Source organism: Nocardioides zeae (assembly GCF_010686755.1).
GTDB lineage: Bacteria > Actinomycetota > Actinomycetes > Propionibacteriales > Nocardioidaceae > Nocardioides > Nocardioides zeae.
Map to the genome: position 1 here is coordinate 46,485 of NZ_JAAGXA010000012.1, position 24,774 is coordinate 71,258.

The following is a 24,774-nucleotide window of genomic DNA, read 5'->3' on the forward strand; positions in this document are numbered from 1 at the left end:
GTTGCTGCTGGGGGGTGGGGTGGTGGTGGCCGGGTTGTGTCCCTGGCGGCGCCCCCCCCCACGACCGGCACGACCGAGGGGCTCGGAGCACTCAGAGCGCTCAGAGCACCTTCTGCACGAACTCCGCCAGCTGCGCCAGGTTGCGGCACTCCACCATCGGCACGACCGCGCCGTACCGGGAGGCCGCCGAGTCGCCCGTGTCCCAGTTGCGCGGGTGCTCGGGGTTGAGCCACCACGCAGCGCGGATCCCGTGCGCCATGGCGCGCAGGTCGTCGAGCGCGAGGTCGGAGTAGTTGCTGCGCGCATCGCCCAGCACGAGCAGGGAGGACGCCGGGCCGAGGGCATCGCCGTACTCCTGGCGGAAGGTCCGCAGCGCCGAGCCGTAGCTCGTGCGCCCGACCAGCGCCGCGTGCTGGATGCTCGCCGCCAGCTCCTGCATCACCTCGACGGGGTCGCGGCCGGGCCGCAGCACGCTCGTGACCTCGGTCGTGCGGTCGACGAAGGTGAAGGCGCGCATGCGACCGAAGTGCTCGCGCAGCGCGTAGGTGAGCAGCAGCGTGAACTGCGCGAAGTGCGCCACCGAGCCGCTGACGTCGCACAGCACGACGAGGTCGGTGCGGTGGGGGCGCTTCGGGCGGTGGCGCGTCGTGATCGGCACCCCGCCCGTCGACATCGACGCTCGCACCGTGCGGCGGAAGTCGAGCGGACCCCGGCCCTGGGCGCTGCGCTGCTTGGCGAGGCGGGTCGCGAGCCGGCGGGCCAGCGGGCCGATCTGGCGCCGCATCTCCTCGAGGTCGTCGCGGCGGGCCGCCGTGAACGCGACCCGGTCGATGCTGGGGCGCACGGCCACCTCGGCGACGTACTCCGGTGACTTGCGCTCGGCGATCCGACGCCGGGCGTCGTCCTCGACCATCCGCGTGAAGCGTCCGATGCCGCGGGCCGCCCGTCGCTCGGCGACGAGCCGGGCCGCGGGATCCATGGCCGCGGAGTCCGCAGCGCCGAGCAGGCCCGCCGCCAGGCGGTCGGCGAGCTCACCGGGGGCGAGGCGGCGGAGGGTCTGGTAGGCGGAGTACGCCGTCTGGCCCGGCTGCCGTCCCGGCATCGCGCCGAACCGACCGACGGCCTCCGCCGCGAGGCGCTCCAGGGCGGCGGTCCCCGGCTCCCCCGGATCCCCTGGCTCACCCGGCTCGCCCGACGGCGACGCGCCGTCGGTCCGCAGCTCCGCCTCGAGGCTCGCGGCGAGCCGGTCGCGGAACGCGGCGATCGCCGCGGCGTTGTCGCGGGCGGCGTTCGTCGCCCGCCCGGCGGCCGGGTCCTCGGCGTCGGGGTCGAGGCTGGGGAGCCCCTCGCCGACGAGGTGCGGGAAGTAGAGGTCGAACAGCGTGTCGAACGTCGGGCGCTGGGCGGGCCTCTTGAGGAGGGTCGCGGCGTACCCCGCCCGGATGGCCGAGCGGTCCGCCCAGTCGAGGGCGCGCCACGCCTCGACCGCGTCGAGGCCCTCCGACAGCGACACGGGCAGCCCGGCGCCCCGCAACGCCTCGACGAAGGCGATGTGGCGGTCGACGAGACCGCTGGTGGGTGCGACGCCCTCGGCCACCGCTCAGCCCCTCAGCTTGAGCTCGCGCACCGCCCGGTCGTGGTCGGTCGCGTGCTTGAGCACCGCGCCGAGGGTCGCCGTGATCGCCGCCTGGTCGAGCTCACGCACCTCGAGCGCCACGAGGGTGCGCGCCCAGTCGATGGACTCCGCGATCGACGGGGCCTTCTTCAGCTCCAGCTCGCGGAGCCGCACCACGGTCTCCACGAGGCGGCGTGCCACCGCGTCGTCGAGCTCGGGCACCTGCGCGGTGACGATCTCCCGCTCCCGGTCGGCATCGGGGTAGTCGAGGTGGAGGTAGAGGCAGCGGCGCTTGAGGGCCTCGGACAGCTCCCGCGCCGCGTTGGAGGTGAGCACGACGAAGGGACGACGGGTCGCCGCGACCGTGCCCAGCTCGGGGATCGTCACCTGGAAGTCGCTGAGCACCTCGAGCAGCAGGCCCTCCACCTCGACGTCGGTCTTGTCGACCTCGTCGATGAGCAGCACCGTCGGCTCCTCGCGGCGGATGGCCGTGAGGAGCGGCCGCGTCAGCAGGAACTCCTCGGTGAAGATGTCGTCGTGGGTGGCGTCCCACCCCTGGGTGGGGCCGTTCTCGCCGCGGGCGGCCTGGATGCGGAGCAGCTGCTTGGAGTAGTTCCACTCGTAGAGCGCCCGGGTCTCGTCGAGGCCCTCGTAGCACTGCAGGCGCACGAGGTCGGCGCCCGTCGAGCGCGCCACCGCCTTGGCCAGCTCGGTCTTGCCCACGCCCGCCGGGCCCTCGATGAGCAGCGGCTTCTCGAGCCGCCCGGCCAGGAACGCGGTCGTCGCCGTCGCGACGTCCGCCAGGTAGCCCGCGCCGGCGAGCCGGTCCGTCACGTCGTCGGGCGAGAAGAACCAGGTCATGCGCCCATAGTGGCACCGACCCTGACAGCGGGGCTGTCAGGGTCGGTGTGGGGGAAGGGTGGAGCAGGGTCAGGCGACGCGCTTCCGGCCGGTGACCATGTTGAACACGATGAGCGCGATGATCGCGCCGATGATCGAGCCGATCAGGCCGGAGGCGCTGAAGTTCATGGGGCCGTCACCGATGAGCGACGCCAGCGTGCCTCCCACGAAGGAACCGATGAGTCCCAGGACGAGCGTTCCGATGATGCCCATGCTGTCGTCGCCGGGGACGACAGCGCGTGCGATGAACCCGGCGACGAGGCCGATGACGAGGAAGATGATGAGACCCATAAATTCAACGTAGCGCGGTGGTCCAGTCCACCCAAATGTGTTAGTGCGCCTCGCCGAGGTCCTCGTGCTCGCGGTGCGACTCGGGCTCGATCTGGAAGGTCGCGTGCCGCACGTCGAAGTGCTCCGCGATGCAGCTGCTGACCCGGTCGAGCATGCCGCCGACACCGTGCTCCGCCAGCGCCTCCTCCGTCACCGTCACGTGCGCGGACATCGACGGCAACCCCGACGTGATCGTCCAGGCGTGCAGGTCGTGGACGTCGACCACGCCCTCCATCCGCCGGAGGTGCGTGGTCACCTCCGTGAGGTCGAGGCCGTCGGGCGCGACCTCGAACAACACCCGGAGCGCGTCGCGGGCGAGCGTGAACGCCCGCGGCAGGATCATCACCGCGATGAGCAGCGAGGCGATCGGGTCGGCCCGCTGGAACCCGGTCAGCAGGATCACGAGCCCGGCGACGATCGCGAAGACCGAGCCCAGGAGGTCGGCCATGACCTCCATGAGCGCGCCGCGCAGGTTGAGCGACCCGGTGTCCGAGCGGCTCAGCACTGCCATCGAGACACCGTTGGCGACGAGGCCGGTGAGGGCGAACAGCACCATCGGCCCCGCGTCCACCTCCCCGGGGTCCGCGAGGCGCGAGACGCCGGCGACCAGGAGCACCGCGCCCAGCACGAGCAGCACCACGGCGTTCGCCAGCGCGGCGAGCACCTCCGCGCGGTGGTAGCCGAACGTGGTGCGCTCCCCCGCGGGCCGCGCCGCGACGTACGACGCTCCCAGCGCCAGCAGCACGCCTCCGGCGTCCATGGCCATGTGGGCGGAGTCGGCGAGCAGCGCGAGCGAGCCCGTGACGATGCCGCCCACCGCCTGGAGCACGAGGATCGACCCGGTGACACCGAGGACGATCTTCAGCCGCCGACGATCGGCCGCCCTGCCGGCTCCGTGGCCGCCGTGACCGTGACCGTGTCCCATCACTGCTCCTGAGGTCGGGTGCGGATCAGGACGCGACCATACCCCCCAGGGGTATCTTGCGGCTGGTTCTCATTCGCCCGTCGGCGCGGGATCAGCGCGCGAAGGCCGGGGTGGGGCCCAGCGCCTCGCGGCCGTGCGGCTCGAACCAGGCGCCCAGGTCGGGGCCCTTCGGCACGACCTGCGTGGGGTTGATGTCGCTGTGCACCACGTAGTAGTGCTGCTTGATCTGCTCGAAGTCGGTGTTCTCGCCGAAGCCCGGCATCGCGAAGAGGTCCCGCGCGTAGGCCCAGAGCGCCGGCATCTCGCTCAGCTTCTGGCGGTTGCACTTGAAGTGGCCGTGGTAGACGGGGTCGAAGCGCGACAACGTCGTGAACAGCCGCACGTCGGCCTCGGTGAGCCGGTCGCCCATGAGGAAGCGGCGGTCGGTCAGCCGCTCCTCGAGCCAGTCGAGCGCGGTCCAGAGGCGGTCGTACGCCGCGTCGTACGTCTCCTGCGAGCCCGCGAAGCCACAGCGGTAGACGCCGTTGTTGACCTCGGTGAAGACCCGCTTGTTGACCTCGTCCATCTCTGCACGGAGGTCGTCGGGCCACAGGTCGGGAGCGTCCTCGCGGTGGTGGTCGCGCCACTCGAAGAAGAAGTCGTGGGTGATCCAGGGGAAGTCGTTGGTGACGACCTTGCCCGTCTCCACCTCGACGACGGCGGGAACGGTGATGCCGCGCGGGTAGTCGGGGATGCGGGCGAAGTACGCCTCCTGCAGCCGCTCGATGCCCAGCACCGGGTCGCGACCGCCCTCGTCGAGGTCGAAGGTCCACGAGCGCTGGTCGTGGGTGGGCCCGGGCGTGCCCAGCGAGATGACGTCCTCGAGACCGAGCAGCTGGCGCACGACGATCGCGCGGGTCGCCCACGGGCAGGCCTTCGCCGCCACCAGGCGGTAGCGGCCCGGCTCCGCCGGCCACAGCGGCACGTCCGTCGGGCCGTGCTCCGGCTGGCGCGGCTCCCCCGTGGCGGGGTCGGCGGCGGTGATGCGGTCCGGGATGTAGTTCATGTCCCGGTCGAAGCCCTTGCCCTTGGCCACGTAGCCGGGCTTCTCATCGGTCTCGGCGCTCATGCCTCCAGCCTAGAGAGGGCGCCCAGGGAGGGTCCCCTGGACCAGGAGGACAGGTCGAGCGGGTCGTCGTGGTGGACGTGGTGCTGAGCACGATCCGGAGGCTCCCGCCGGGCGTCAACCCAGCATCGTCGGCGGACCCGCCGTGACGAGCGGCGTGCCGTCCGCGCCGAAGAGCGTCGCGGTCACACCCCGCAGGCCTCCGTCCACGCCCCACCCGCCCGACCGACCGACGATGAAGTCGAGGCTTCCAGCCTCCGACGGGACCGAGGCGGTGTAAGCGAAGTGGAACGTCTCGTCGGTCGGCCATCCACCGACCCACCCGATCGGGGCGGTGACCCCTGACAACCTCCACCGCGCGCCGGTCGCGAGGTCCCTGACGACCAGGGAGGCGCCCGCGTCGAGCGGCGTCGGGAGAACGAGGGTGACGTAGATCGACCAGCTCTCGTCGCGCCGGAACGTCATCAGCAGCTGTGGCGAGGGCGCGACCGGCACGCTCGCCGCGTACGCCGGCACAGCGGCCACCACCGTCACGGCCGGCACCGCCCAGGCGCCCGCACGCAGCACGGCGCGGCGGCGTAGGCCCCCGGCCACCTCGTCACCCGGCGCACGCGCGGGTCCCTCTCGTCGACTCATGGCGGCAGACTACGGGTCGATACCCCCCTGGGGTGATCAATACGGTGACATCCGTGTCGAATCTTGAGGTCGACCGGTCCGCACGCCGCGCGGACACCTGCAGAGAAGCGGATCACCTCACCGGTGATCGGATCGGTCCACCTAGACGGCGGGCGGCGGCAGCTGCTGCGGCCGGCGACGCGCGGCGCGGCCCGTCACGACGAGCCCGACGATCGAGCCCACGAAGGCGAGCAGCGCCACGACGATGACGATCCAGGCCCGTCCCTCCAGGCTGTCGAGCAACGCGTCGATGACGGCGGTCGCGAGCGCGCGGTCCTGGCTGCGCACCTGGAGCCCGGCGATCTCGGAGCCCGCCGCGACGGCCACGAGCAGCAGACCGGTGGTGATGACGGTGCCGAGGGCACCGACGAGGAGCGCCGTGAGGCGGGAGCGGCCGGCCGGGATCGCGATCGCACCGACCAGCAGCACGAGGGCCAGCACCGGCAGCCACGTGCCCGCGGCGACGAGCCCCTGGTAGGCCCCCTGCGCGTCCTCGAGCCGCTGGGGCGGCGCGGTGCGGAACGTGAGCGAGCCCTCGGGCCGGTCGGCGACGGGCAGCCCCTCCGCGCGCATGCGCTCCGCGGCCAGGTTGTAGAGGTCGGCGAGGGAGATCTCGACGTCGCCGTCCGCAGCGGTGGCGTCGCCACGCAGGATCGCGACGACCTGCTGGTGGGCGACGCGGTTCGCCTCCTCCCACACGGTGGGGAAGTCGTCGCTGTCGAGGACCTCGTCGACGACCGCGCCGATCACGTCGGACGCGCCCGGCACGTCGCTCACCTGCAGCTGGGTCGTCAGGACCCGGGTGAGCTGGGCGCCGACCTCGCGACGCACGACGGGGTCGTCGGCCAGCTCGCTGACGCTCGCGACGTACGCATCCGTGTCGTCCACCTGCGTCTTCGCCCAGGAGGCGGCGACCGCCAGCGGCGCGGTCACGGCGAACGCGAGCGCCAGCAGCACCCCGATCGCGGTCCGGAACCCTCGCACCGTCACACCCCGCTTCCTGCGCCCTGCGTGGCCAGGGAGGCCACGAAGTCCAGCTTGTCGAGCACCGGTTCCGGGATGACGAACGGGTAGAGGTCGTCCTTGCCCATGGACCGGTTGATCTGGTTGAGCGCCACGCTCAGCGGCACCCACACCCCCAGCACGAGGTCCCGGAACGACGAGAACGCGGAGGGGTCGATGGTGACCAGCCCCTGCGCCGCCGCCGTGTCGACGGTGTCGGAGATGTGCAGGTAGTGCGCGAAGGTCTCGGCGAAGTCCTCGAACGGGTGCATGGTGGCGTACGTCGTGATGTAGCGGTCCTCCCAGTCCTCCGGGGGCCCCTCGCTGTAGTGCCGGTCGATCTCCGCCTGGTAGTCGGCGGTCTCGTCGCCGAAGAGCTCCCGGCAGCGCTCGAGGCGCTCGCCCTCGGTGACCAGCCGGTACTGCAGGTAGTGGCCCACCTCGTGCCGCAGGTGGCCCAGCATCGTGCGGTAGGGCTCGCCCAGCTCGACGCGCACCCGCTCGCGGCGGGCGTCGTCGCTCTCGGCGAGGTCGATCGTGATGACCCCGTCGGCGTGGCCGATGACGACGTTCTCCTCGACGCTGCTCAACATGTCGAAGCACAGGCCGCCGACCGGGTCCTCGTCACGTCCGACCACCGGCAGGCCGAGGGAGTCGAGCTCCACCACGAGGTGGCGCTTCGCCGACTCGGCCGCCGGCAGCTGGGCCATGCCCACGCCGTCGCCGTCGGCCGGACGGGTGCGGGTCAACGCGCACGCCTCGCAGGTGCCGCCCTGGGTGGTCGTCACCCAGGTGCACCCCGAGAGGCGGACGTTCGCGCACACCCACCACCGCCCACCGTGGTGGTCGACGTAGCGCCCGTCGTCGTCGACGGGCACGATCGCCCGCTCCGCCCGCGAGAAGCCCAGACGGGTGCCGCACGCGACGCAACGCGAGTTGCCGAAGAAGAGCTCGTTCTCACACACACGGCAACGGAAGGACCTCACGACGAGAGATCCTCACACGGTGGACCCAACCGGCGACGCTCAGGAGCCCCGCAGCGGGATGACGTCGGAGTCGACGCGCCACTCGCCGTCCTCGTCCACGAGGTCCCACGTCGTCGAGGAGTCACCGAACTCGCCCGTGTAGTCGACGTCCGCCGTGCCCGAGTCGCCGGACACGTCGACGTTCGTGACCGTCACGCCGTCCCAGCCCTTGGAGGCGGTCGCGGCCGTGCCCAGCTCGGCGCAGCCGGCCACGTCGTAGTAGTTGAAGTTGAGCTCCTGCACGTCCGCGGAGTTCAGGTCGCAGACCGTCTCCCAGTCGTCCGTGTCGACGGCGGCGGCGAAGGACTCGGCCACGGACTCCGCGTCGGACGTGTCGGCGTCGCCGCCGGTCGACCCGCTCTCGTCGTCGGTGGGGTCGTCGGTGCCCTGCGACTCGTCGTCGGTCGGGTCGTCCGAGCCCTGCGACCCGTCGTCGGTCGGGTCGTCGGACTGCGAGCTCCCGTCCGCGGTGTCGCGGTCGTTGTCGTTGTCGTTGTCGTCGTCACCGGTGAACACGAAGACCAGCACCAGCGCCGCGATCACCACCACCACCGCGGCGACACCGCCGATGATCGCGAAGAGCTTCCCCTTCCCGCCACCGCCGCCACCCCCGGGCGTGCCGGAGTCCCAGCCGCCCTGCTGGCCGAAACCCTGCTGGTACGGCGCGGTGCCGCCGTAGCCCGGCTGCTGGCCGAAGCCACCCGGCTGCGCGCCGTACCCGCCCTGCTGGCCGTAGCCCTGCTGGCCGTACCCACCCTGCTGGCCGTAGCCCTGCTGCGGGTCGGACCCGGGGGCGCCCTGGCCGAACGGCATGCCGACGGCCGTGGCGCCGTCGTCCGGCAGCGTCTGCTCCGTCCACCGCTGGCCGTCCCACCACCGCATCGTGCCCGAACCGTCGTCGTACCAGCCGGGCTCCGTCACACCGTCGTCGGTCATGCGCTCATCCTCTCTCCTGCAGGGCGTTCTGTCGCGGATCAGCTGGGGATCAGGTCCGTGTCCAGGCGCCACTCGCCGGACTCGACGACGAGGGTGACGTCCTGCTGCCCCGGCGCGCCGGCGCTCGAGGTGTGCGCGAGCGTCGCGGTCGCGGTGTCACCCTCGCCGGCCCCCTCCGGGACGTCGACCGAGCGCACCTCGACCTCCGCCCAGTTGCGGTCGCCCGCCGCGGCCGCGACACCGGCGCAGTCCTCGACGTCGAAGAACGAGAAGTTGTAGATCTGGATGCCCTGCGAGCTGTTGTCGCAGACGGTCTCCCAGTCGTTGCCCTGCGCCGCGACCGCGATCTCCTGCAGCAGCGCCGAGGCCGCCTCCTCCGTCGCCGCAGGCGCGCCGGCGGCGTCGGGGGTCGCGGCGGTCGGCTGCTCGCTCGGCTCGGCGACGCCCTCGTCGGAGCTGCCGCCGGAGTCGCTCGACCCGTCGGTGCTGTCGTCGCTCGACCCGCCGTCGCTGTCGTAGGTCAGGTCGACGCCCTCGACCAGCCACTCGTCGTCTTCGCGGACCATGTCGAGCACGATCTCGTCGTCGTTCTCGGCGTCGATGTCGGGGTTGTCGCCGTCGTACTCGTAGGTGCCCGGCACCCGCACCTTGACCTCGTCGTCGGCCTCGGGGTCACCCTCGACCACCTCGACGTCGCCCGGCACGAACCGCCCGTTGTCGCTGAGGTCGGCGCGCAGCTCGTCGATGTCGGCGTAGTCGCCGAACACGTCGCTCTCGCCGTCGCCGAGCAGCTCGTCGTAGGCGCTCGAGGCGGCGTCGTCGAACTCGTCGCAGTCGGCCGCGTCGGCGGCGTCGAAGTCGCTGTAGAGGTCGTCGCGCCCGTCGGTCGACGTCAGCTCGCACATGGTGCGGAAGTCGAGGGTCGCGTACGCCTCGGTGTACGCGATCGCCGCGTCCTCCGGGCCGCCCACGGCCGACGTCTCGTCGTCACGCCTCGGGTCGTCGTCGGTGTCGCGGAAGAAGGCGAAGTACGACGCGACACCGCCCCCGACGAGCACGAGCACCACCAGCACCGCCACCAGCGCGATGAGCCCGCCGCGCTTCTTCTTCGGCGCCTGGCCGGGCTGACCGTACTCGCCGTACCGGCCCGGCTGGCCGTACTGACCGGGCGTCCCGAACTGGCCCGGCTGGCCCGGCGGCGCCTGCGGCGGGCGCGACTGGTCCGTCCACTGCTGGCCGTCCCACCAGCGCTCGCCGCCCGCACCGTCGGGGTACCACCCCGGTCCCGCCTGCCCGCTCATCAGGTCCCTTCCCGGTCACGGAACCCCCCGTGACGCCCGGGCAGGTCTTCCACGCTGAGCGGCGTCCGAAACGGTCGTGGCCCCAGCGCCACGGAAAACGCCCCGCGGGGGCCACGACTCAGGGGATCGGCGCCACGTCCACCGCGACCGTCAACCGCGACGACGACGCCTCCGTGTAGATGACGCCCTTGAGCGGGGTGACGTCCGCGTAGTCCCGTCCCCACGCCACGGTCACGTAGCGGTCGTCCGCCCACGTGTCGTTGGTCGGGTCCACGGCCAACCACGTGCCCGGGCCGCGACCGCCCGCGCCGTCGGGCAGGCCCGGCACCCAGACGGCGCTCCACGCGTGGCTGGCGTCCGCGCCCACGAGCCGGTCCCGGCCCGGCGGCGGCGTGGTCGCCAGGTAGCCCGACACGTAGCGCACCGCCAGCCCGTGGGAGCGCAGGCCGGCGAGCGTCAGGTGCGCGAAGTCCTGGCAGACCCCGGCGCGCTCCGTCATCAGGTCCGCCACCGTGCTGCTCACCGTCGTCGCGCCCTGGTCGTAGGCGAAGTCGGCGTGGATGCGCCGCACGAGGTCGGTGACCGCCTCCCCCACCGGGCGGCCGGGCGTGAGCGAGGCCGCGACGTACTCCCGCACCTCCGGCCCCTGGTCGGCCATCGGGGAGGGCAGCGCGTGCTCCCACGCCTCCCACGCGTCGGGGCTGTCGGGTCGGGCCTCCGGCCGCGCGTCCTCCCAGGGCTGCGCGAGGACGGCCTCGTCGTAGGTCGGCGTGGCGACGTCGACGACGCTCTCGGCGTACACCTCCAGCTCGCGGTGCCGCGTGACGACCTGGAAGTACGACGCCGTGTTGCCGTGCACGTCGACGTCGTCGCGCACCTCGGTCGCGGGCGTCACCCGCAGCGAGCGCTCGCGCACCTGCTGGAAGGGCAGCTCCCGCGGCGTCAGGTACGCGATGCCGAGGCTGTTGGTGACGTCGTCGTCGTAGGTGTAGGTGGTGCGGTGCCAGACGCGGTACCTCACGGGGCGTCCTCCCCGAGCGAGCGCTGGTGGCGCGGGAGCCGCTCGACCAGCTGCCCGAACGACCGGGGGCCGGGACCGGCGGCGAGGTGCAGCGCCGCGACGGCGTCGGAGAGCTGGGCGACGTCGGCGACGAGCTGGGCGAGGAACCCCCGCAGGTAGGGCCGGTGCGCGCCGCCGATCGCGACGAGGGCCCGCACGTCGACGGTGGTGACGCGCTCGACCAGCTCCTCGAGGAGGCGCTCCGGACGGGTCGAGCCCGTCGACCCGGGCATGGCGGCGAGGTGGCCGCGGAGCTCGTCGAGGCAGAACGCGACCGAGCGCGGGTTGTGGGGGTCGAGCAGCAGCAGCTCGAGCACGCTGTCGACCTTGACGTAGCCGCGGTGGCGCCGCCGGTGGGTCACCACCGACTCCGTCGCGCCCAGCACGACGTTGAGCACCCGCCGGTCGGTGTCGAGCCCGCGCCGCTCGACGGTCGCCGCGGCGAGGAGCCGCGCGACCTGCTGCGCCCGCTCGAGGGTGCGGCCGGCGCCGGCCATGTGCCAGCCCGGGTCCCGCACCATGTTGGCGGTGACACCGGTGAGGGCGAGCATCCCGTCGAGCATGCGGCCGCTCGCCTCCTCCACGCGGTGGCTGTGCGGCGAGGCCCGCAACGCCGCGGCCGCCCGGTCCAGCGCCGCGAACGCGCGCCAGGTGTCGGCCGACAGCTGGTCGCGCACACCGCCCGCGCACGACCGCAGCGCCGCGAGCGACTGCGCCACGCTGCCCTCGCGCGTCGGGTCCAGCAGCACGGCGTGGAACTCGACGTCGAGCGGCGCCCCGAACGCCGTGGCCCGCGCGGCCTCCGGGCCGGCGAGGTCGGCGAAGGCCGCGGCGTACGGCGCGGTGTCGGGCAACGGGCAGAGCCGGTGGATCGCCGTCCAGGCGACGGCCAGGCTCGCGCCGCCCGACGACCAGGGCCGGGCGCGGTAGTCCTCCGCCAGCGCGTGCGCGGTGAGCACGAGGCGCAGCAGGTCCTCGGCCCGCTCGCGGTAGCGCCCGAACCAGAAGAGGTCGTCGAGCACGCGCGGTCCGCTGGCCGCGCCCGGCACCGCGTAGGACAGCTGCAGCTGGTGCGCCAGGTGCTGGTCGGGCTCGGACGCGTCCTTCTTGAGGACCCACACGTCCTTCGACACCCACGGCGACGTCCGCCCCCCGTCGCGCCGCTCGCGCACCGTGGCGAGCCCGCCCACGAGCGGGCGGTAGGACGAGCCGTACCAGAGCGAGAACGTCCGCAACGACATCGGACCGGGGGCGATCCGGCCCGTCGGCGGCCCGTACGACGCGCGCTCGCGCCCGAAGGTCGGCACCTGCGAGAGGGCGATGGGCTGCTGGCCCACGTGGGCGTGCGGCTCCGCGAGGATCCGGGCCCGCAGGGTGTCGCGGTCACCCTCGACCCGGCTCCCGTCGATGCGCCGCACCTCGAGCTCGTCGAGCCGGTCGAGGACCGTGCGCCGCTGCTCCGCGTCCCCGCACCACCAGGTCGGCACCGCGTCGAGGCGCAGGTCCTCGCCCAGGAGGTGCGCGGCCACCGCCGGGAGGTAGGGCAGCAGGCCCGGGTTCTCCAGCACCCCCGAGCCGAGGCCGTTGACGACGCGGACCGTGCCGCGGCGTACCGCCTCGGAGAGGCCCGCCACGCCCAGGCGCGAGCCACCGCGGAGCTCGAGCGGGTCGCTGAACGCGGCGTCGACGCGCCGGAGGATCACGTGCACCGGCTCGAGGTGCTCGAAGACGCGCATCCAGACGGCGCCGTCGCGGACCGTCAGGTCGCTGCCCTGCACCAGCGGCACGCCGAGGGTGCTCGCGAGGAACGCCTGGTCGTAGGCCGTCTCCGAGTGCGGCCCCGGCGACAGCACGACGACCCGCGGGTCGGCGGGGTCGCCGGGCGCCGCCTGCAGCAGCGACGTGCGCAGCGCGTGGAAGAACGGCGCCATCCGGTGCAGCGTCGCCTGGCGGTAGAGCTCCGGCAGCACGCGCGAGACGACCCGCCGGTTCTCCATCGCGTAGCCCATGCCGGACGGCGCCTGCGCCCGGTCCGCCAGCACGCGCCAGTCGCCCGCGGCGGTGCGGCCCAGGTCCGTCGCCGAGAGCAGCAGCGGCCGCGGATCGGCGTTCGAGGCGCGCGCGACGACGCGGGTGTACCCCGGGTGGCCCAGCACGAGCGGAGCCGGGAGCACGCCGTCGCGGAGGAGCGTCCGGGGGCCGTAGAGGTCGGCCAGCACCGCGTTGAGCAGCTCGGCGCGCTGGGTCAGCCCCACCTCGAGGGTCGACCACTCGTCGGGCTCGATGACGAGCGGCACCGGGTCGAGCCGCCACGGCTCGGGCGACGACCCCGGCGACGCGTAGGTGACACCGTCGTCCGCGAGCGTCCGCTGGATCTCGTCGTCGACACGGGCGAGGTCACCGGCCGTGAGCCGGAACGCCGCCTCCGCCAGCGGACGCCAGGCGGGGCGCAGGGTGCCGTCGGGGGCGACGAGCTCGTCGTACCGGTCGGGGGCCTCCCCCAGCCGCGGTTGCGCCAGCGCCGCGGTGTAGTCGTCGAGGACGGTCACCGGGACACCCTGACACGCGGCGGACCGCCCCGGTGGGTCAGGAGGCCTCGGTCACGGAGTACGAGACGACCGACCCGCCGCCGACCGGGTCGTCGATGACCGAGACGGCGACCTCCCACTCGTCACCCGTGAAGCTGCCGATGAGCACCTCGCCGAGGTCCTGCGACGTCGACTCCTCGTAGCCGTCGGCCTCGAGCAGGCCCGCGGCCTCGTCGTACGCCTCCTGCGGGGTGGCGTCGCTCTGCAGCGCCGCGGTGTAGACGCCCGTCTGCTCGGCACCCACCTGCACCTCGCCGTCGACGAGCGGCACGTCGTCGGGGAAGCCGTCGGGCAGCTCGTCGTCGAAGCCGAGCTCCTCGAGGTCGTCGAGGTCGCCGGTGGGCACCTCGGAGGGGTCGGCGTCGCCGGCGTTCGCGTCGCCGGACTCGCTGGAGCCGGCGTCGCCCGAGTCGCCGTCGTCGTCGCTGCACCCGGCGAGCAGCGCGACGCCGAGGACGGCGGTGACGGGGAGGAGCACGAGGCGACGGACGTGGAGGGTCTTCATGGCCGGGTTCCTATCGGGCAGCGGTGAACGGGTCGCGAACGACGGGGGCCCAGTCCACCACGGAGCGCCCCGCGGGCGCTCCCTCAGGTGAGCGCCGGCGCGACGACGAAGGCGGCGCGGGTCGGGAACTCCTGGTCGTCCGCCGACTGCCCCGTCACGTCGGCCACCGACAGCCCCACGACCGCGTCGTCCGCCGCGCGGGTGAAGACACGCATCTCCGTCATGCCCTCCGGGTCGACCGGGGCGGCCTCGGTGAAGCCCGCGCCGACGAGCCGGTCCTCGATCGCCGTCGCGTTGTCGTCGGCCGGTCCGGGCAGGCGCTGGAGCACGTACCACCCGAACTCGTCGCTGCCGAACGACGCCACGTCGGGCAGCGCCACGTCGTCCGCGAGCACGCCGTCGGGGAGCTCGGGGAGCTGCCCCACGCGGTCGAGGGCGGTCTCGTCGAGCTCCGGCAGCGCGTCGACGACGGCCTGGATCCGCTCGCCCGAGGTGGCCCCGGGCTCCGGGAGCGTGGGCTCCGCGGTGGGCTCGGCCGCCACGTCCTGGCTGGCCTCGGCCGCCGGGTCGGGCTCGTCGCTGCTGCAGCCCACGACCAGGCCCGCGCCGAGCACCGCCCCGACGAGGGCGGCGGTCACGCGGGCGGTCGGACGCGGCGTACGGCGCATGCCCGCGATCGTCGCAGCCGATGCTGAGGGGTTGCTGGGAGGGCCGGGGCGGGGGCCGGGGGCCGGGGGCCGGGGGCCGGGGGCCGGGGGCCGGGGGAAGAAAACGCGGAGCGCGGGGGGAAGGGGGCGAGGAAAGTGCGCGGGCCTCGGCGCAGGGGCGCGAAGAGTGCGGGATCCGACCCCGCGACACGCCGAGGAGGCCGGGGTTCCGTCCGCGTTTTCATTCTCGGGTTCGGGAGCCCGTCCGGGCCGGTCCGCGTTTTCCTTCTCCGGTCCGGGAGCCCCTCTGGGCCCGTCCGCGTTTTCTTCTCCCGCGGCGGAGCGCCGCGACGACCACCAGCCCGGTCCGCGCGGTCCGCCCGCCCTCGTGACGGGGGCGAGGGGGAGCGGCCGTGCGGGCCGGGCTGGTGGGGTCGGGAGCACCGCGGGTCAGCCGAGGACGGTGATCGTCCCCGTCGTGCCGTCGACCTCGATCTCGGCGCCGTCGGGGATCCGGGTCGTGGCGCTCGTGGCGGAGACCACGCAGGGGATGCCCAGCTCGCGGGACACGATCGCGGCGTGGCTGAACGGTGCCCCGACGTCGACGACGACCGCGCCGGCCGCCATGAACAGCGGCGTCCAGGACGGGTCCGTGATGGGGGCGACGAGGATCTCGCCGGGCTCGAGCGCCGACGGGTCGTCGGGCGTCAGGAGCACGCGGGCGCGACCCCGGGCGACACCGGTGCAGCCCGAGACGCCCGTGATGGTGCCGCCCGCGGCCAGCACGTCGCCCGCGGCGGCGTCGCGCCGCTCCCACGTCTCGACCGGCGGCGGGTCGCCGGCCACCACGAAGGGCGGCACCAGGTCGAAGAGCGCCAGGTAGGACGTCTCCCGCTCGCGCACCGTCTCCGTGAAGGACGACGGGTCGGCCAGGTAGGCGTCGAGCTCACCCTCGAACAACATGAAGACCTGCTGCGCGTTGTCGAGGGCACCGGTGGCCACGCCCCGGCGGCCGAGCTCGAGGGCCGCGAGGCGCTGCTCGTGCATGAGCATCGCGGCGGTGGTGCGGCCCCGCTCGCGGCCCCGCAGCCACAGGGCGGCCGCGCCGTACGCCGCCTCGAACTGCGCGAGACCCTCCTCGGAGCCCGCGAGGGCGGCGCGCAGCTCCGTGGCGGCGGCCTCGCGCTCGGCGGCGCGGGTCTCGGCCTTGACGGCCGGGTCCTCCCCCTCGCCGACGCGGCGCATGCGGTCGATGGTCGACAGCACCATGTCAGGCTTGACGCCCCACGTGAGCGCGCGGATCTCCCACTCGGCCGGACCGCGGAAGTCCCAGTCGGAGAGGAACTGGCGGAGGTCGGCGACGAACGCCTGCACCGCGGGGTCGTCGCTGGCGACGAGGCGGTCGTGGAGGCCCTCGGTGCCGGCGTCGAACAGCGCGGCGACGGGACCGGTCGAGGCCGCCCGGCCCAGGCGCCAGATGCCCTTCGACGGGCCGGTCGAGTCGACGTCGCCGATGCCGCTCACGAGGGTGAGCGCCAGCTCGGGACGACCGACCGCGGCGGCCACCTGCGCCATGGCCCCCAGGCCGACGCCCGACTTGAGGCTGGCCTCGATGTGGTGCTTGAAGAGCCGGCGGGCGAGCACGTCGAAGGACGTCAGACGACGACGGACCTCCTCGTCGCTCGCCGCGGAGAGGTCGGGCCGCCGGGCGCGGATGGCGTCGACCTCGGCCCGGTCCGCGTCGTACGCCGCGAGGTCGGTGGCACCCAGCACCTCGCCCATCAGCCAGGCACCGGCCTTGGCCTCGAAGGAGGGGTCCTCGTCGAAGTCGCGGCGCTCGCTCTCGTACGACGGGATGCCCGGCATGTCGCCGAAGTACTGCAGGTCGACGGCCTCCGCGGACATGCCCGGGACGCGCACGCCGAAGAGGCGCATGAGCGACATGTTGATGTAGAGGTAGCTGCCGAACGCCGGGAGGATCGCCTTCTCCACCGACGCGTCGTAGAGGTCGTGGTCCCACACCCCGCACGCCACGAAGGCGTCACGCCACCCGGGCTCGAGGTTGTGCTGGAAGCCGGCCGACGCGTTCAGGGGGCTGATCGGGTCGGGGAAGATCTCGCCGACGTTGGCGCGCGAGTAGAGCGGGAAGAGCTTCGACGTGGCGTCGTCGATCGGCCAGTCAGTCATGCGAGATCTCCTCGGTCGGGAACGTCCGTGGCGTCGATTGCGACGCTGCAGTCACATCATGTTGTGAGGCCGGTCACCTGTCAATAGGCCGTCACCGACGCAAAAATCCGGCTCGCGGCGCTCCGGCGCGGATCGACCCGGCGAACGACTGGACGGATGTGCGACGGTTCCGTCACAATCGTGGTTCCACTGCGAGAGGCGGTCACGCGTGCGCATCCTGGTCACCAACGACGACGGCATCGAGGCACCCGGCCTCGTCGCCGCCGCCAGCGCCCTGGTCGACGCCGGTCACGACGTCGTCGTGGGCGCCCCGACCCGTGACTTCTCCGGTTCCGGCTCCGGCCTCGGTCCGATCGACGACGGCTCCGTCGTCGCGTGGCGCGAGCACCGCCTGCCGGGGGTCGACTGCGCGGCGTACGCGCTCGACGCCCCACCGTCCTTCGTCGTGCTCGCGTTCTGCTCCCGGCTCTTCGGGCCGCCGCCCGACCTCGTGGTCGCCGGCATCAACGACGGCTACAACACCGGGCGCCTCGTGCTCGCCTCGAGCACCGTCGGCGCGGCCCTCACCGCCACGACCATCGGGGTCGGGAGCATCGCGATCAGCACCGCCGAGGCGCCCCACCACCGCTACGACACCGCCGCCGCCGTGCTCGTCGCCGTCGTGCGCCAGGTCGTGCAGCAGGGCCGGCGCGGCACCTGCCTCAACGTCAACGTGCCCCCGCTGGACGTCGCCGAGCTGGCGGGCGTCGAGGTCGGGGGGCTGGCGCGCCGGGGCCTCATGGGGCTCGGGCTCGAGCGGGGCGACGACGTGATCACGCTGCGCCGCTACGCGAACGACCGCGGGATCGACGGGGGCACCGACGCGGCTCTCGTCGGGGCGGGGTACGTCGCGGTCACGGCCCTCACCGGCGTCACGCAGGCCGACCACGGGCCGGCGGGCGACGCGGGCCTCGCCGCCGTCGTCGACGCGGCCCGGGCGCACCTGCGCGACCACGCGGGCGCCACGCCCGTCTGAGCCGCCGCACCCCTCCGGACGTCATGCGGCCCGGCCGCCGGAGGCGCCGGGCCGCATGACGTCCCGGAGGGCGGGGGGACGGGTGAGCGGGCGGAACGGGCGGGGCAGCAGTGCTCAGTCGAACTCGACGACGACCCGCGCGCCCAGGGGCCGCGACTGGCAGCCGAGCACGTAGCCGTCCTCGATGTCCTCCTCGGCCAGCGCCTCGGTGGAGGCCTGCACGACCTCGCCGTCGACGACGGTGCACATGCAGGACCCGCACGTGCCCTCGCGGCAGGAGTAGGGCGCCTCGACGCCGTTGGCCAGCATCACGTCGACGAGCGTCTCGGAGCGGCCCCAGCGCAGCAGGTGGGTGCGGCCGTCGAGCGTGACCTCGAGCTCGGCGGCGTCGTCCCCGTCGGCAGCGGGCTCCGCCACGGCCAGCGTGAAGGGATCGCCGACGAGGGAGTGGAAGTCCTCCTGGTGCACGGCCCGCGGCGCGGCCCCGCAGGCCACGGCGGCCTGCTGCGCGACGGCCATGAAGGGCGCCGGACCGCAGAGGTACCAGGGCTGCTCGCCCGTCGGGCCTGCCAGGTCGGCCAGCCCGTCGGCGGTCGGCAGGCCCCGCTCGCTCTCCAGCCAGTGCCGCACCTCGAGCCGGTCCGGGTGGGCCGCGGCCAGCTCGTCCAGCACGTCGGCGAAGATCACCGACGCCGCGTCGCGGTTGGCGTAGAGCAGCGTCAGGCGGCCGCCGGGCACGGCGAGCGTCGCCCGGACGATGGAGAGCATCGGGGTGATCCCGCTCCCGGCGGCGGCGAGCACCATCGACGCGCCGAGGTCGTGCGGCACGAAGGTGCCGGCCGGGGGCAGCACGCGCAGCGTCGCGCCGGGGCGGAGGTGCGCGCAGAGCCAGCCGCTGGCGTAGCCGTCGGGCGTCCGCTTCACCGTCACCATCGGCGCGTCGCCGGGCGCGCTGCTCAGGGAGTAGCAGCGCGCGACCCGTCCGGTGCGCTCGCTCGGCACCGCGAGGGTGAGGAACTGACCCGGACGGTGGACGAAGCGCTCCGCCAGCTCGGCCGGCACGTCGAAGATGATCGACACCGCGTCGGCGGTCTCCCGCACGACGTCGCGGACGGCGAGCTCGTGCCCGAGCAGCACCGGGTCGACCGAGGTGGCGGTCATCGGGCCTCCTCCGCCCGCGGCAGCAGCCGGTACCACGACTCGCCGAGGCTGCGCCCCAGCTCGTCGATGCGCTCACGCCGGGGCGTCGAGGCGGGCAGGCCCACGTGCACGTAGGCGAGCTGCTCGGTGAGGCAGCCCAGGGCCTCGGCGAGCAGGTCGAGGTCCTCGCCGGCGCGCAGGTGACCGCTGTCGGTCAGGCGCTGCAGCCACCGCCGGGTGCGCGCCACGAAGTCGCCGCGCAGCCGCAGCCACAGCTGCAGGAACCCGTCGTTGGCGCTGGCGGCCGCGGCCTCGCGCAGGAGGCGCAGGGTGTGCCGGTAGCGGGCGTAGCTGTGCAGGTAGCTCGTGTTGCTCTCCACGAGGCTCTCCAGCTCGAAGCTGTGGCCCGTACGGCGCGTGGGCACCACCGCGAGGGCCTCCAGCCCCGGACGGAGCGCGGCCAGGAACACGTCGTCGAGGGAGGCGAAGTGGCGGTAGAAGTTGCCCTGCGCCGTACCGGCCCGGTGGACGATGTCGGAGACGCGGGTGCGGGTGTAGCCGTACTCCGTGAAGCACTCGATGGCCGCCGTGACGATCCGCTCGCGGGTCTGCTCGCCGCGCTTGTTGGGGCGCTTCGCGGACGGTTCGCCGTCGCGCAGGCCCACGTCGTCGTAGAGCCCGCCGATCATGTCGCTGACGTCGATCACCTCGGGATCCCTCACAGCTCCTCCGCCCAACGCTCCAGGATGGCGACGTGGGGGTTGCCCGTCGCCGGTCCGGTCCCACCGGCGGGCGCGTCCGCGCCCGTCACGTCGCCCCGGTGCACGGTGCCGGCGGCGCCGTCGACCGTCACGAGGGTGCCGGGCGTCGCGGTGAGCGCCGCGACCACGCCGACGCCGGCCCCGACGACGCAGGGCAGCCCGATCTCCCGGCAGACCAGCGCCGCGTGGGAGGTGCTGCCGCCGAGCTCGGTGACGACGGCGACCGCCTCGAACATCAGGGGCACGTCCTCCGGCACCGTCGCCGGCCGCACCAGCACGAAGGGCGTGCCGGCGGCCGACAGCTCGAGGGCCTGCGCCTCGTCGCTGACCGCGACGCCGACGGCCACGCCTGGTCCGGCGGACAGCCCGGTGGCGAGCACCTCGGTGCCCGCCCCCACCGAGCCCTGCGCCGCCGCGGCGGCACGCTGCTCCGCACTCACGCGGCCCACGGCCTCGGCCCGCGTGAGGAGGCCCTCCTCCGCCAGGTCGACGGCGATGCGGGCCGCCGCCACGGCGGAGCGCTTGCCCGCCCGGCTCTGCAGCACGTAGAGCCGCCCGCTCTCGATGGTGAACTCGATGTCGACGAGGTCGCGGTGCTCGCGCTCGAGGAGGGCGGCCACCTCGGCCAGCTCGGCGTGGAGCTCCGGGGAGCGGGTGGCGAGGGTCGCCAGGGGCTGCGGCGTGGCCGCCCCCGAGACCACGTCCTCGCCCTGGGCGCGGGGCAGCCACTCGCCGTACGTGGTCGGCTCCCCGGTGCCGGGGTCGCGGCTGAAGAGCACGCCCGTCGCCGAGTCGTCGTCGCGGTTGCCGAACACCATCGCCTGCACGGTGACGGCCGTACCGCCGCCCTCGCCGAGGCCGTGGCGCTGCCGGTAGGCGCGCACGCGGTCGTTGGTCCACGAGTCGAAGACGGCGCCGATCGCGGCACGGAGCTGCTCCCAGGGGTCCTCGGGCGGCAGGGCCTCGGCATCGTCGAGGACGATCTCGCCGAAGGACGTGCGGAACCGGCGCCACGTGTCGTCGGCCCACTCGGCGTCGCCCGTGCTCGCGGCGAGCGCGTCGGCGAGGTCGCGGGTGAGGCCGAGGTTGAGCACGGTGTCCATCATGCCCGGCATGCTCTGCGCCGCGCCGGAGCGCACCGACACGAGCAGGGGCTCGGGTCCGGCGCCGAAGGTGCGGCCCGTCGCCTCCTCCAGCTCGCGGATGCCGGCGACGACCTGCGGCCAGACGCGGTCGGGGAGCCGACCGCCGGCGGCGTGGTACTCCTGGCAGACGCGGGTCGTGACCGCGAAGGCGGGCGGCACGCGCAGGCCCAGCGCGCGCATGGCGTTGACGCTGCAGGCCTTGCCGCCGAGCAGCTCGCGGTCGCCGGGCTGCGCACCGTCGAGGGTGACGATGTCGGCCGCGGTCATCAGGTCGGTCATGACGGGTCCTTCCGGTCGGACGAGGTGGGGGCGGCGGGGCCGGCGGTCCCGGGCGGATCGGCCCGGTGGGCGGCGGCGACCCGCGCCGCGAGCAGGCCGCCCTCGACGGGGACGTCGATGCCGTTGAGCCACGTCGCGGAGCGACCCAGGGCGAAGACGACCACCGCGGCGATCTCCTCGGGACGTCCGTGCCGGCCGACGACACCGGCCGCCCGGGCGATCGCGTCGACGCCCATGGAGGCGCGGAAGTCGTCGAGGATGGGCGTCTCGATCGGGCCGGGGCTCACCGTGAGCGCGCGGCGCCCGGCGGGGAGCAGGTCGGCGGCGAGCAGCTGGGTCGCGAGGTTGAGCGCGGCCTTCGACGTGTCGTAGGCGGCCGGGCCCTCCAGCCCGTGCACCGCCAGCCACGCCGCGACGCCGTCGGCGTCGGTGACGTCGAGCAGGTCGCGGAGCGCCTCGGGGGGCACGGCGCTGCGGTGCGCCGCCACGGACGACACGTTGACGACCGCCCCGCCGGGCTCGATCCGGTCGACGAGCCCGGCGGCCAGGCGCCGCGGGCCGAGCAGGTTGACGGCCAGGACCGTGGCGGGCGGACAGGTGCCGGGGACGCCCGCCACGTTGGCGAGGCCCGCGACCTCGGTCGGCAGCGCCGCCAGCGCGGCGTCCACCGAGGCCGGGTCGGCGAGGTCGACGGCCACGGGGGTGACGCCGGCGAGCGACACCGGACCCCGGTCGAGGGCGACGACCCCGTGGCCGGCGGCCAGCAGCTGGGCCGCGACCTCGCGGCCGATGCCGGAGGCCGCCCCCGTCACGACGTACGGCGCGGCGCTCATGCCATCACCGCCGTCAGCTCGGTCATCTCGAGCAGGCCGTGGGTGCCGAGCTCCCGACCCCAGCCCGAGTCGCCGGAGCCGCCGAACGGGACGGCGGGCCGCTCACGGGTGCGCACGCCGTCGACCTTCACCTGGCCGGCGCGGATCTCGGCCGCGACGGCGAGGGCCGTGGCGCGCGAGCCGTCGGTGCCGGCCGACCAGACCTCGGCCGAGAGCCCGTAGCGCGTGTCGTTGGCCAGGGCGACGGCGTGGTCCAGGTCGGCGTAGCCCTGGAGCACGAGGACCGGCCCGAAGATCTCCTGCTGCACGGCCGGGGCGTCCGCGGGCAGGTCGGCGATCACCACCGGGTCGACGAACCAGCCGGTGCCGCTCGCCTCGCTGGGCCGACCGCTGCCGACGACGAGCCGGCCACCGCCGGCCACGGCACCCGCGACGTGGCCGAGCACCCGGTCGCGGTGGGCGCGGGTGACGAGCGGGCCCTGGCGGGTGGCGGGGTCGGCCGGGTCGCCGAGCACGAAACGGTCGACCTCGGCGCGCACGACCTCCTCCACCTCCGGCAGCACCGCGGCCGGGAAGAGCAGTCGTGTCGTGGCGTTGCACGCCTGGCCGGAGTTGACGAGGCCGCTGGCCAGCACGGCCGGGACGACCTGCGCGAGGTCGGCGTCCGGCAGCACGACGGCCGGCGACTTGCCGCCGAGCTCGAGCGTGGCCGGGGTGAGGGTGGCGGCACCCGCGGCGGCGACCAGGCGGCCGGCCGCGACGCTGCCGGTGAAGGTGAGCCGGTCGAGACCGGGGTGCTGCGTCAGCGCCGCCCCCGTGACCGGGCCCGTGCCCTGCACGACCGTCAGCAGGTCGGCCGGGGCACCGTGCACCGCGGCGGCCTCGGCGACCAGCAGGGCGAGCCGCGCGGCGTCGTACGGCGTCTGCTCCGACGGCTTGAGCACGACGGCGCAGCCGGCGCCGAGCGCGGCGGCCACCTTGGCGACGATCTGGTGCACCGGCATGTTCCACGGCGTGATCGCGCCGACGACGCCCGCGCCGCGGCGGTGCAGCACGGCACCCTCGGCGGTCTGCACCCACGCCAGCGTGCGGGTGAGCGCGGCCGTCGAGCGCAGCACGCGGGTCGGCAGGTCGACCTGGGTGGCCGCGGCCAGCCAGAGCGGCATGCCCATCTCGGTGCTGACCGTGGTCGCGACGGCGTCACCGTCGCGCTCCAGCAGGTCGGCGAGCGTCTCGAGCAGGGCAGCGCGTCCGGCCGGGTCCACCCGGGTCCACTGCTCGTGGGCGGCGCGGGCGCGGCGTACCGCCTCGTCGACGAGGCCGGCACCGGCCTCCCGGCTCGCCCCGACGACCTCCTCGGTGAACGGGGAGACGACGTCGTGCCGGTCGCCGCCCTCGGCCCGCTCCTCGCCGCCGAGCACGTGGCCCGCGAGCACGGGCAGCGGGCTCACGCCTGCTCCAGGCGGACCGGCAGCGTCTTGATGCCCCGGAAGAAGTTGCTGCGCAGGCGGCGGGCGTCGCCGGTCACCTCGAGGCGCAGGCCGCGCTCCACGAGCCGGGTGAAGAAGAGGCGCGCCTCGAGCCGGGCCAGGTTGGCGCCGAGGCAGGCGTGCTCGCCCCACCCGAAGCCCAGGTGCTCGTTGGGGTGCCGGTCGATGCGGAACTCCTCGGGGCGCTCGAACGCGCGCGGGTCGCGGTTGGCCGAGCAGAACCACATGACGACCTTCTCGCCGGCGCGCACGGTGCGGTCGTGCAGCTCGACGTCACGCGTGGCCGTGCGCCGCATCGAGAGCACCGGGCTGACCCAGCGCACCATCTCCTCGACGCCGACGCGGACGGCCGCGGGGTTGGCGCGCAGGTGGTCCCAGGCGGCGGGGTTCTCGTGGAGGGCCAGGACACCGCCGGACAGGAGGTTCCGGGTGGTCTCGTTGCCGGCCACCATGAGGATCAGGTAGTAGGCGTCGAGGTAGCCGCGGCTCAGCGGCACCCCGTCGAGCTCCGCGGCGGTGAGGGCGCTGACGAGGTCGTCGGCGGGGCAGGCCCGCCGCTGCTCCTCGAGGGCCCGGAAGTAGGTGAAGACCTCGTCGCGCGCCCGCACGGCCGTCTCGGGGCCTTCCGAGTAGTCCGGGTCCTCCGACGCCATCTGGTTGGTCCAGCGCAGGAGGTGCGGGCAGTCCTCGAGCGGGGCGCCCAGGAGCCGCCCGATCATGACGAGGGGCAGCTGGGCGGAGATCTTCTGGACGAGGTCGAACTCGCCGGTGCCGACGTGCTCGTCGAGCAGGTCGTCGATGACCTGGGTGATGTCGGGCTCGAGCTTCTTGACCTTGGCCGCCCGCACCTCGGAGGCCGCGAGCTTGCGCAGCGGGCCGTGGTCGGGCGGGTCCACGTGGTGGATGCTGCGGGCGCCTGATCCCTCGGCGCGGCGGTCGGCGATCTGGGTGCCCTCGGTGACCGTGAAGGTCGCGTGGTCGGCGGCGACGCGCTTGACGTCGTCGTACCGCGTGACCGACCAGAAGCCGCGACCGCCCGGCTCGTCGTTCCAGTGCACGGGGCGCTCGTCGCGCAGCCGGGCGAAGACCTCCTCGTCGCGCCCGAGCTCGAACGGGTGGAGACTCATGAGGTCGAGGTCGTCGACGGAGGTCATGCGAGGGCTCCTCAGCGCGTCGTTTGTGACTAGAGAGTCGCATCATAACGCAGGTCACACCCCGCGGGAAGTCCCGACCGGGGTGGCGCTCGCCCGGGTCCGCGCGCTAGCGTCTCCCTGTTAGTGACGCCAATGTCGCATTTCAGGAGGAGCGGT

22 protein-coding genes are annotated in these 24,774 nt (G+C 74.2%); 1 reads left to right on the forward strand and 21 read right to left on the reverse strand.

Annotated elements, in window-relative coordinates:
- Positions 1 to 100 precede the first annotated feature (100 nt).
- From G3T38_RS16195 to G3T38_RS16265, 15 genes are all read right to left on the reverse strand, one after another.
- Positions 101 to 1,597, reverse strand: coding sequence for a VWA domain-containing protein (locus tag G3T38_RS16195; RefSeq protein ID WP_163773362.1), 1,497 nt, complete (start codon positions 1,595 to 1,597; stop codon positions 101 to 103).
- A 3-nt stretch (positions 1,598 to 1,600) separates the two neighbouring features.
- Positions 1,601 to 2,476, reverse strand: coding sequence for an AAA family ATPase (locus G3T38_RS16200; RefSeq protein WP_163773363.1), 876 nt, complete (start codon positions 2,474 to 2,476; stop codon positions 1,601 to 1,603).
- A gap of 69 nt (positions 2,477 to 2,545) precedes the next feature.
- Positions 2,546 to 2,806, reverse strand: coding sequence for a GlsB/YeaQ/YmgE family stress response membrane protein (locus G3T38_RS16205; RefSeq protein WP_163773364.1), 261 nt, complete (start codon positions 2,804 to 2,806; stop codon positions 2,546 to 2,548).
- A 40-nt stretch (positions 2,807 to 2,846) separates the two neighbouring features.
- Positions 2,847 to 3,770: a cation diffusion facilitator family transporter gene (locus G3T38_RS16210; RefSeq protein WP_163773365.1), complete on the reverse strand. Its 924-nt coding sequence runs from the start codon at positions 3,768 to 3,770 to the stop codon at positions 2,847 to 2,849.
- A gap of 91 nt (positions 3,771 to 3,861) precedes the next feature.
- A complete protein-coding gene (locus G3T38_RS16215; RefSeq protein ID WP_163773366.1) occupies positions 3,862 to 4,878 on the reverse strand; it encodes a glutathione S-transferase family protein in 1,017 nt (338 codons plus the stop codon).
- A gap of 114 nt (positions 4,879 to 4,992) precedes the next feature.
- Positions 4,993 to 5,511 carry a hypothetical protein gene (locus G3T38_RS16220; RefSeq protein WP_163773367.1) on the reverse strand — a complete coding sequence of 173 codons (519 nt, stop codon included), beginning with the start codon at positions 5,509 to 5,511 and terminating at the stop codon, positions 4,993 to 4,995.
- A 141-nt stretch (positions 5,512 to 5,652) separates the two neighbouring features.
- On the reverse strand, positions 5,653 to 6,540 hold the full coding sequence (locus G3T38_RS16225; RefSeq protein ID WP_163773368.1) for a hypothetical protein: 888 nt from the start codon (positions 6,538 to 6,540) through the stop codon (positions 5,653 to 5,655).
- Complete coding sequence (locus tag G3T38_RS16230) at positions 6,537 to 7,517, reverse strand: zinc-binding metallopeptidase family protein (protein WP_338037709.1); 981 nt, start codon at positions 7,515 to 7,517, stop codon at positions 6,537 to 6,539. The genes G3T38_RS16225 and G3T38_RS16230 overlap by 4 nt, the downstream gene beginning before the upstream one ends.
- Before the next feature lie 60 nt (positions 7,518 to 7,577).
- Positions 7,578 to 8,513: a DUF2510 domain-containing protein gene (locus G3T38_RS16235; protein ID WP_163773370.1), complete on the reverse strand. Its 936-nt coding sequence runs from the start codon at positions 8,511 to 8,513 to the stop codon at positions 7,578 to 7,580.
- Between the two features lie 38 nt (positions 8,514 to 8,551).
- On the reverse strand, positions 8,552 to 9,814 hold the full coding sequence (locus tag G3T38_RS21070) for a DUF2510 domain-containing protein (RefSeq protein WP_194247585.1): 1,263 nt from the start codon (positions 9,812 to 9,814) through the stop codon (positions 8,552 to 8,554).
- A 118-nt stretch (positions 9,815 to 9,932) separates the two neighbouring features.
- Positions 9,933 to 10,835, reverse strand: coding sequence for a transglutaminase N-terminal domain-containing protein (locus G3T38_RS22780; RefSeq protein WP_163773371.1), 903 nt, complete (start codon positions 10,833 to 10,835; stop codon positions 9,933 to 9,935).
- Positions 10,832 to 13,423, reverse strand: coding sequence for a circularly permuted type 2 ATP-grasp protein (locus G3T38_RS16250; RefSeq protein WP_163773372.1), 2,592 nt, complete (start codon positions 13,421 to 13,423; stop codon positions 10,832 to 10,834). The genes G3T38_RS22780 and G3T38_RS16250 overlap by 4 nt, the downstream gene beginning before the upstream one ends.
- A 37-nt stretch (positions 13,424 to 13,460) precedes the next feature.
- Positions 13,461 to 13,967 carry a hypothetical protein gene (locus G3T38_RS16255; protein WP_163773373.1) on the reverse strand — a complete coding sequence of 169 codons (507 nt, stop codon included), beginning with the start codon at positions 13,965 to 13,967 and terminating at the stop codon, positions 13,461 to 13,463.
- 83 nt (positions 13,968 to 14,050) lie between these two features.
- Positions 14,051 to 14,635, reverse strand: a complete 585-nt coding sequence (locus tag G3T38_RS16260) for a hypothetical protein (RefSeq protein ID WP_163773374.1) — start codon at positions 14,633 to 14,635, stop codon at positions 14,051 to 14,053.
- A gap of 429 nt (positions 14,636 to 15,064) precedes the next feature.
- Positions 15,065 to 16,801 carry a PEP-utilizing enzyme gene (locus G3T38_RS16265; protein WP_163773375.1) on the reverse strand — a complete coding sequence of 579 codons (1,737 nt, stop codon included), beginning with the start codon at positions 16,799 to 16,801 and terminating at the stop codon, positions 15,065 to 15,067.
- A 208-nt stretch (positions 16,802 to 17,009) separates the two neighbouring features.
- Between G3T38_RS16265 and surE the strand changes: the two genes are divergently transcribed.
- Positions 17,010 to 17,816, forward strand: coding sequence for a 5'/3'-nucleotidase SurE (gene surE, locus G3T38_RS16270; protein ID WP_163773376.1), 807 nt, complete (start codon positions 17,010 to 17,012; stop codon positions 17,814 to 17,816).
- A 114-nt stretch (positions 17,817 to 17,930) separates the two neighbouring features.
- Here surE and G3T38_RS16275 read toward each other — a convergent pair whose 3' ends face one another.
- The 6 genes from G3T38_RS16275 to G3T38_RS16300 are packed head-to-tail and all read right to left on the reverse strand — an operon-like array spanning position 17,931 to position 24,618.
- Positions 17,931 to 18,977 carry a ferredoxin--NADP reductase gene (locus tag G3T38_RS16275; RefSeq protein WP_163773377.1) on the reverse strand — a complete coding sequence of 349 codons (1,047 nt, stop codon included), beginning with the start codon at positions 18,975 to 18,977 and terminating at the stop codon, positions 17,931 to 17,933.
- On the reverse strand, positions 18,974 to 19,678 hold the full coding sequence (locus G3T38_RS16280) for a TetR family transcriptional regulator (protein ID WP_206675901.1): 705 nt from the start codon (positions 19,676 to 19,678) through the stop codon (positions 18,974 to 18,976). Before G3T38_RS16280 ends, G3T38_RS16275 begins: the two co-directional genes overlap by 4 nt.
- Positions 19,675 to 21,141 carry a pyruvate, phosphate dikinase gene (locus tag G3T38_RS16285; RefSeq protein ID WP_206675902.1) on the reverse strand — a complete coding sequence of 489 codons (1,467 nt, stop codon included), beginning with the start codon at positions 21,139 to 21,141 and terminating at the stop codon, positions 19,675 to 19,677. Before G3T38_RS16285 ends, G3T38_RS16280 begins: the two co-directional genes overlap by 4 nt.
- The gene (locus G3T38_RS16290; protein ID WP_163773378.1) at positions 21,138 to 21,974 is read right to left on the reverse strand and encodes an SDR family oxidoreductase; all 837 of its coding nucleotides are present in this window, start codon (positions 21,972 to 21,974) and stop codon (positions 21,138 to 21,140) included. The genes G3T38_RS16285 and G3T38_RS16290 overlap by 4 nt, the downstream gene beginning before the upstream one ends.
- Positions 21,971 to 23,425 carry an aldehyde dehydrogenase family protein gene (locus G3T38_RS16295; RefSeq protein WP_206675903.1) on the reverse strand — a complete coding sequence of 485 codons (1,455 nt, stop codon included), beginning with the start codon at positions 23,423 to 23,425 and terminating at the stop codon, positions 21,971 to 21,973. Before G3T38_RS16295 ends, G3T38_RS16290 begins: the two co-directional genes overlap by 4 nt.
- Positions 23,422 to 24,618 (reverse strand): cytochrome P450, encoded by a 1,197-nt coding sequence (locus G3T38_RS16300; protein WP_163773379.1) that lies wholly within the window; start codon positions 24,616 to 24,618, stop codon positions 23,422 to 23,424. Before G3T38_RS16300 ends, G3T38_RS16295 begins: the two co-directional genes overlap by 4 nt.
- Positions 24,619 to 24,774 lie beyond the last annotated feature (156 nt).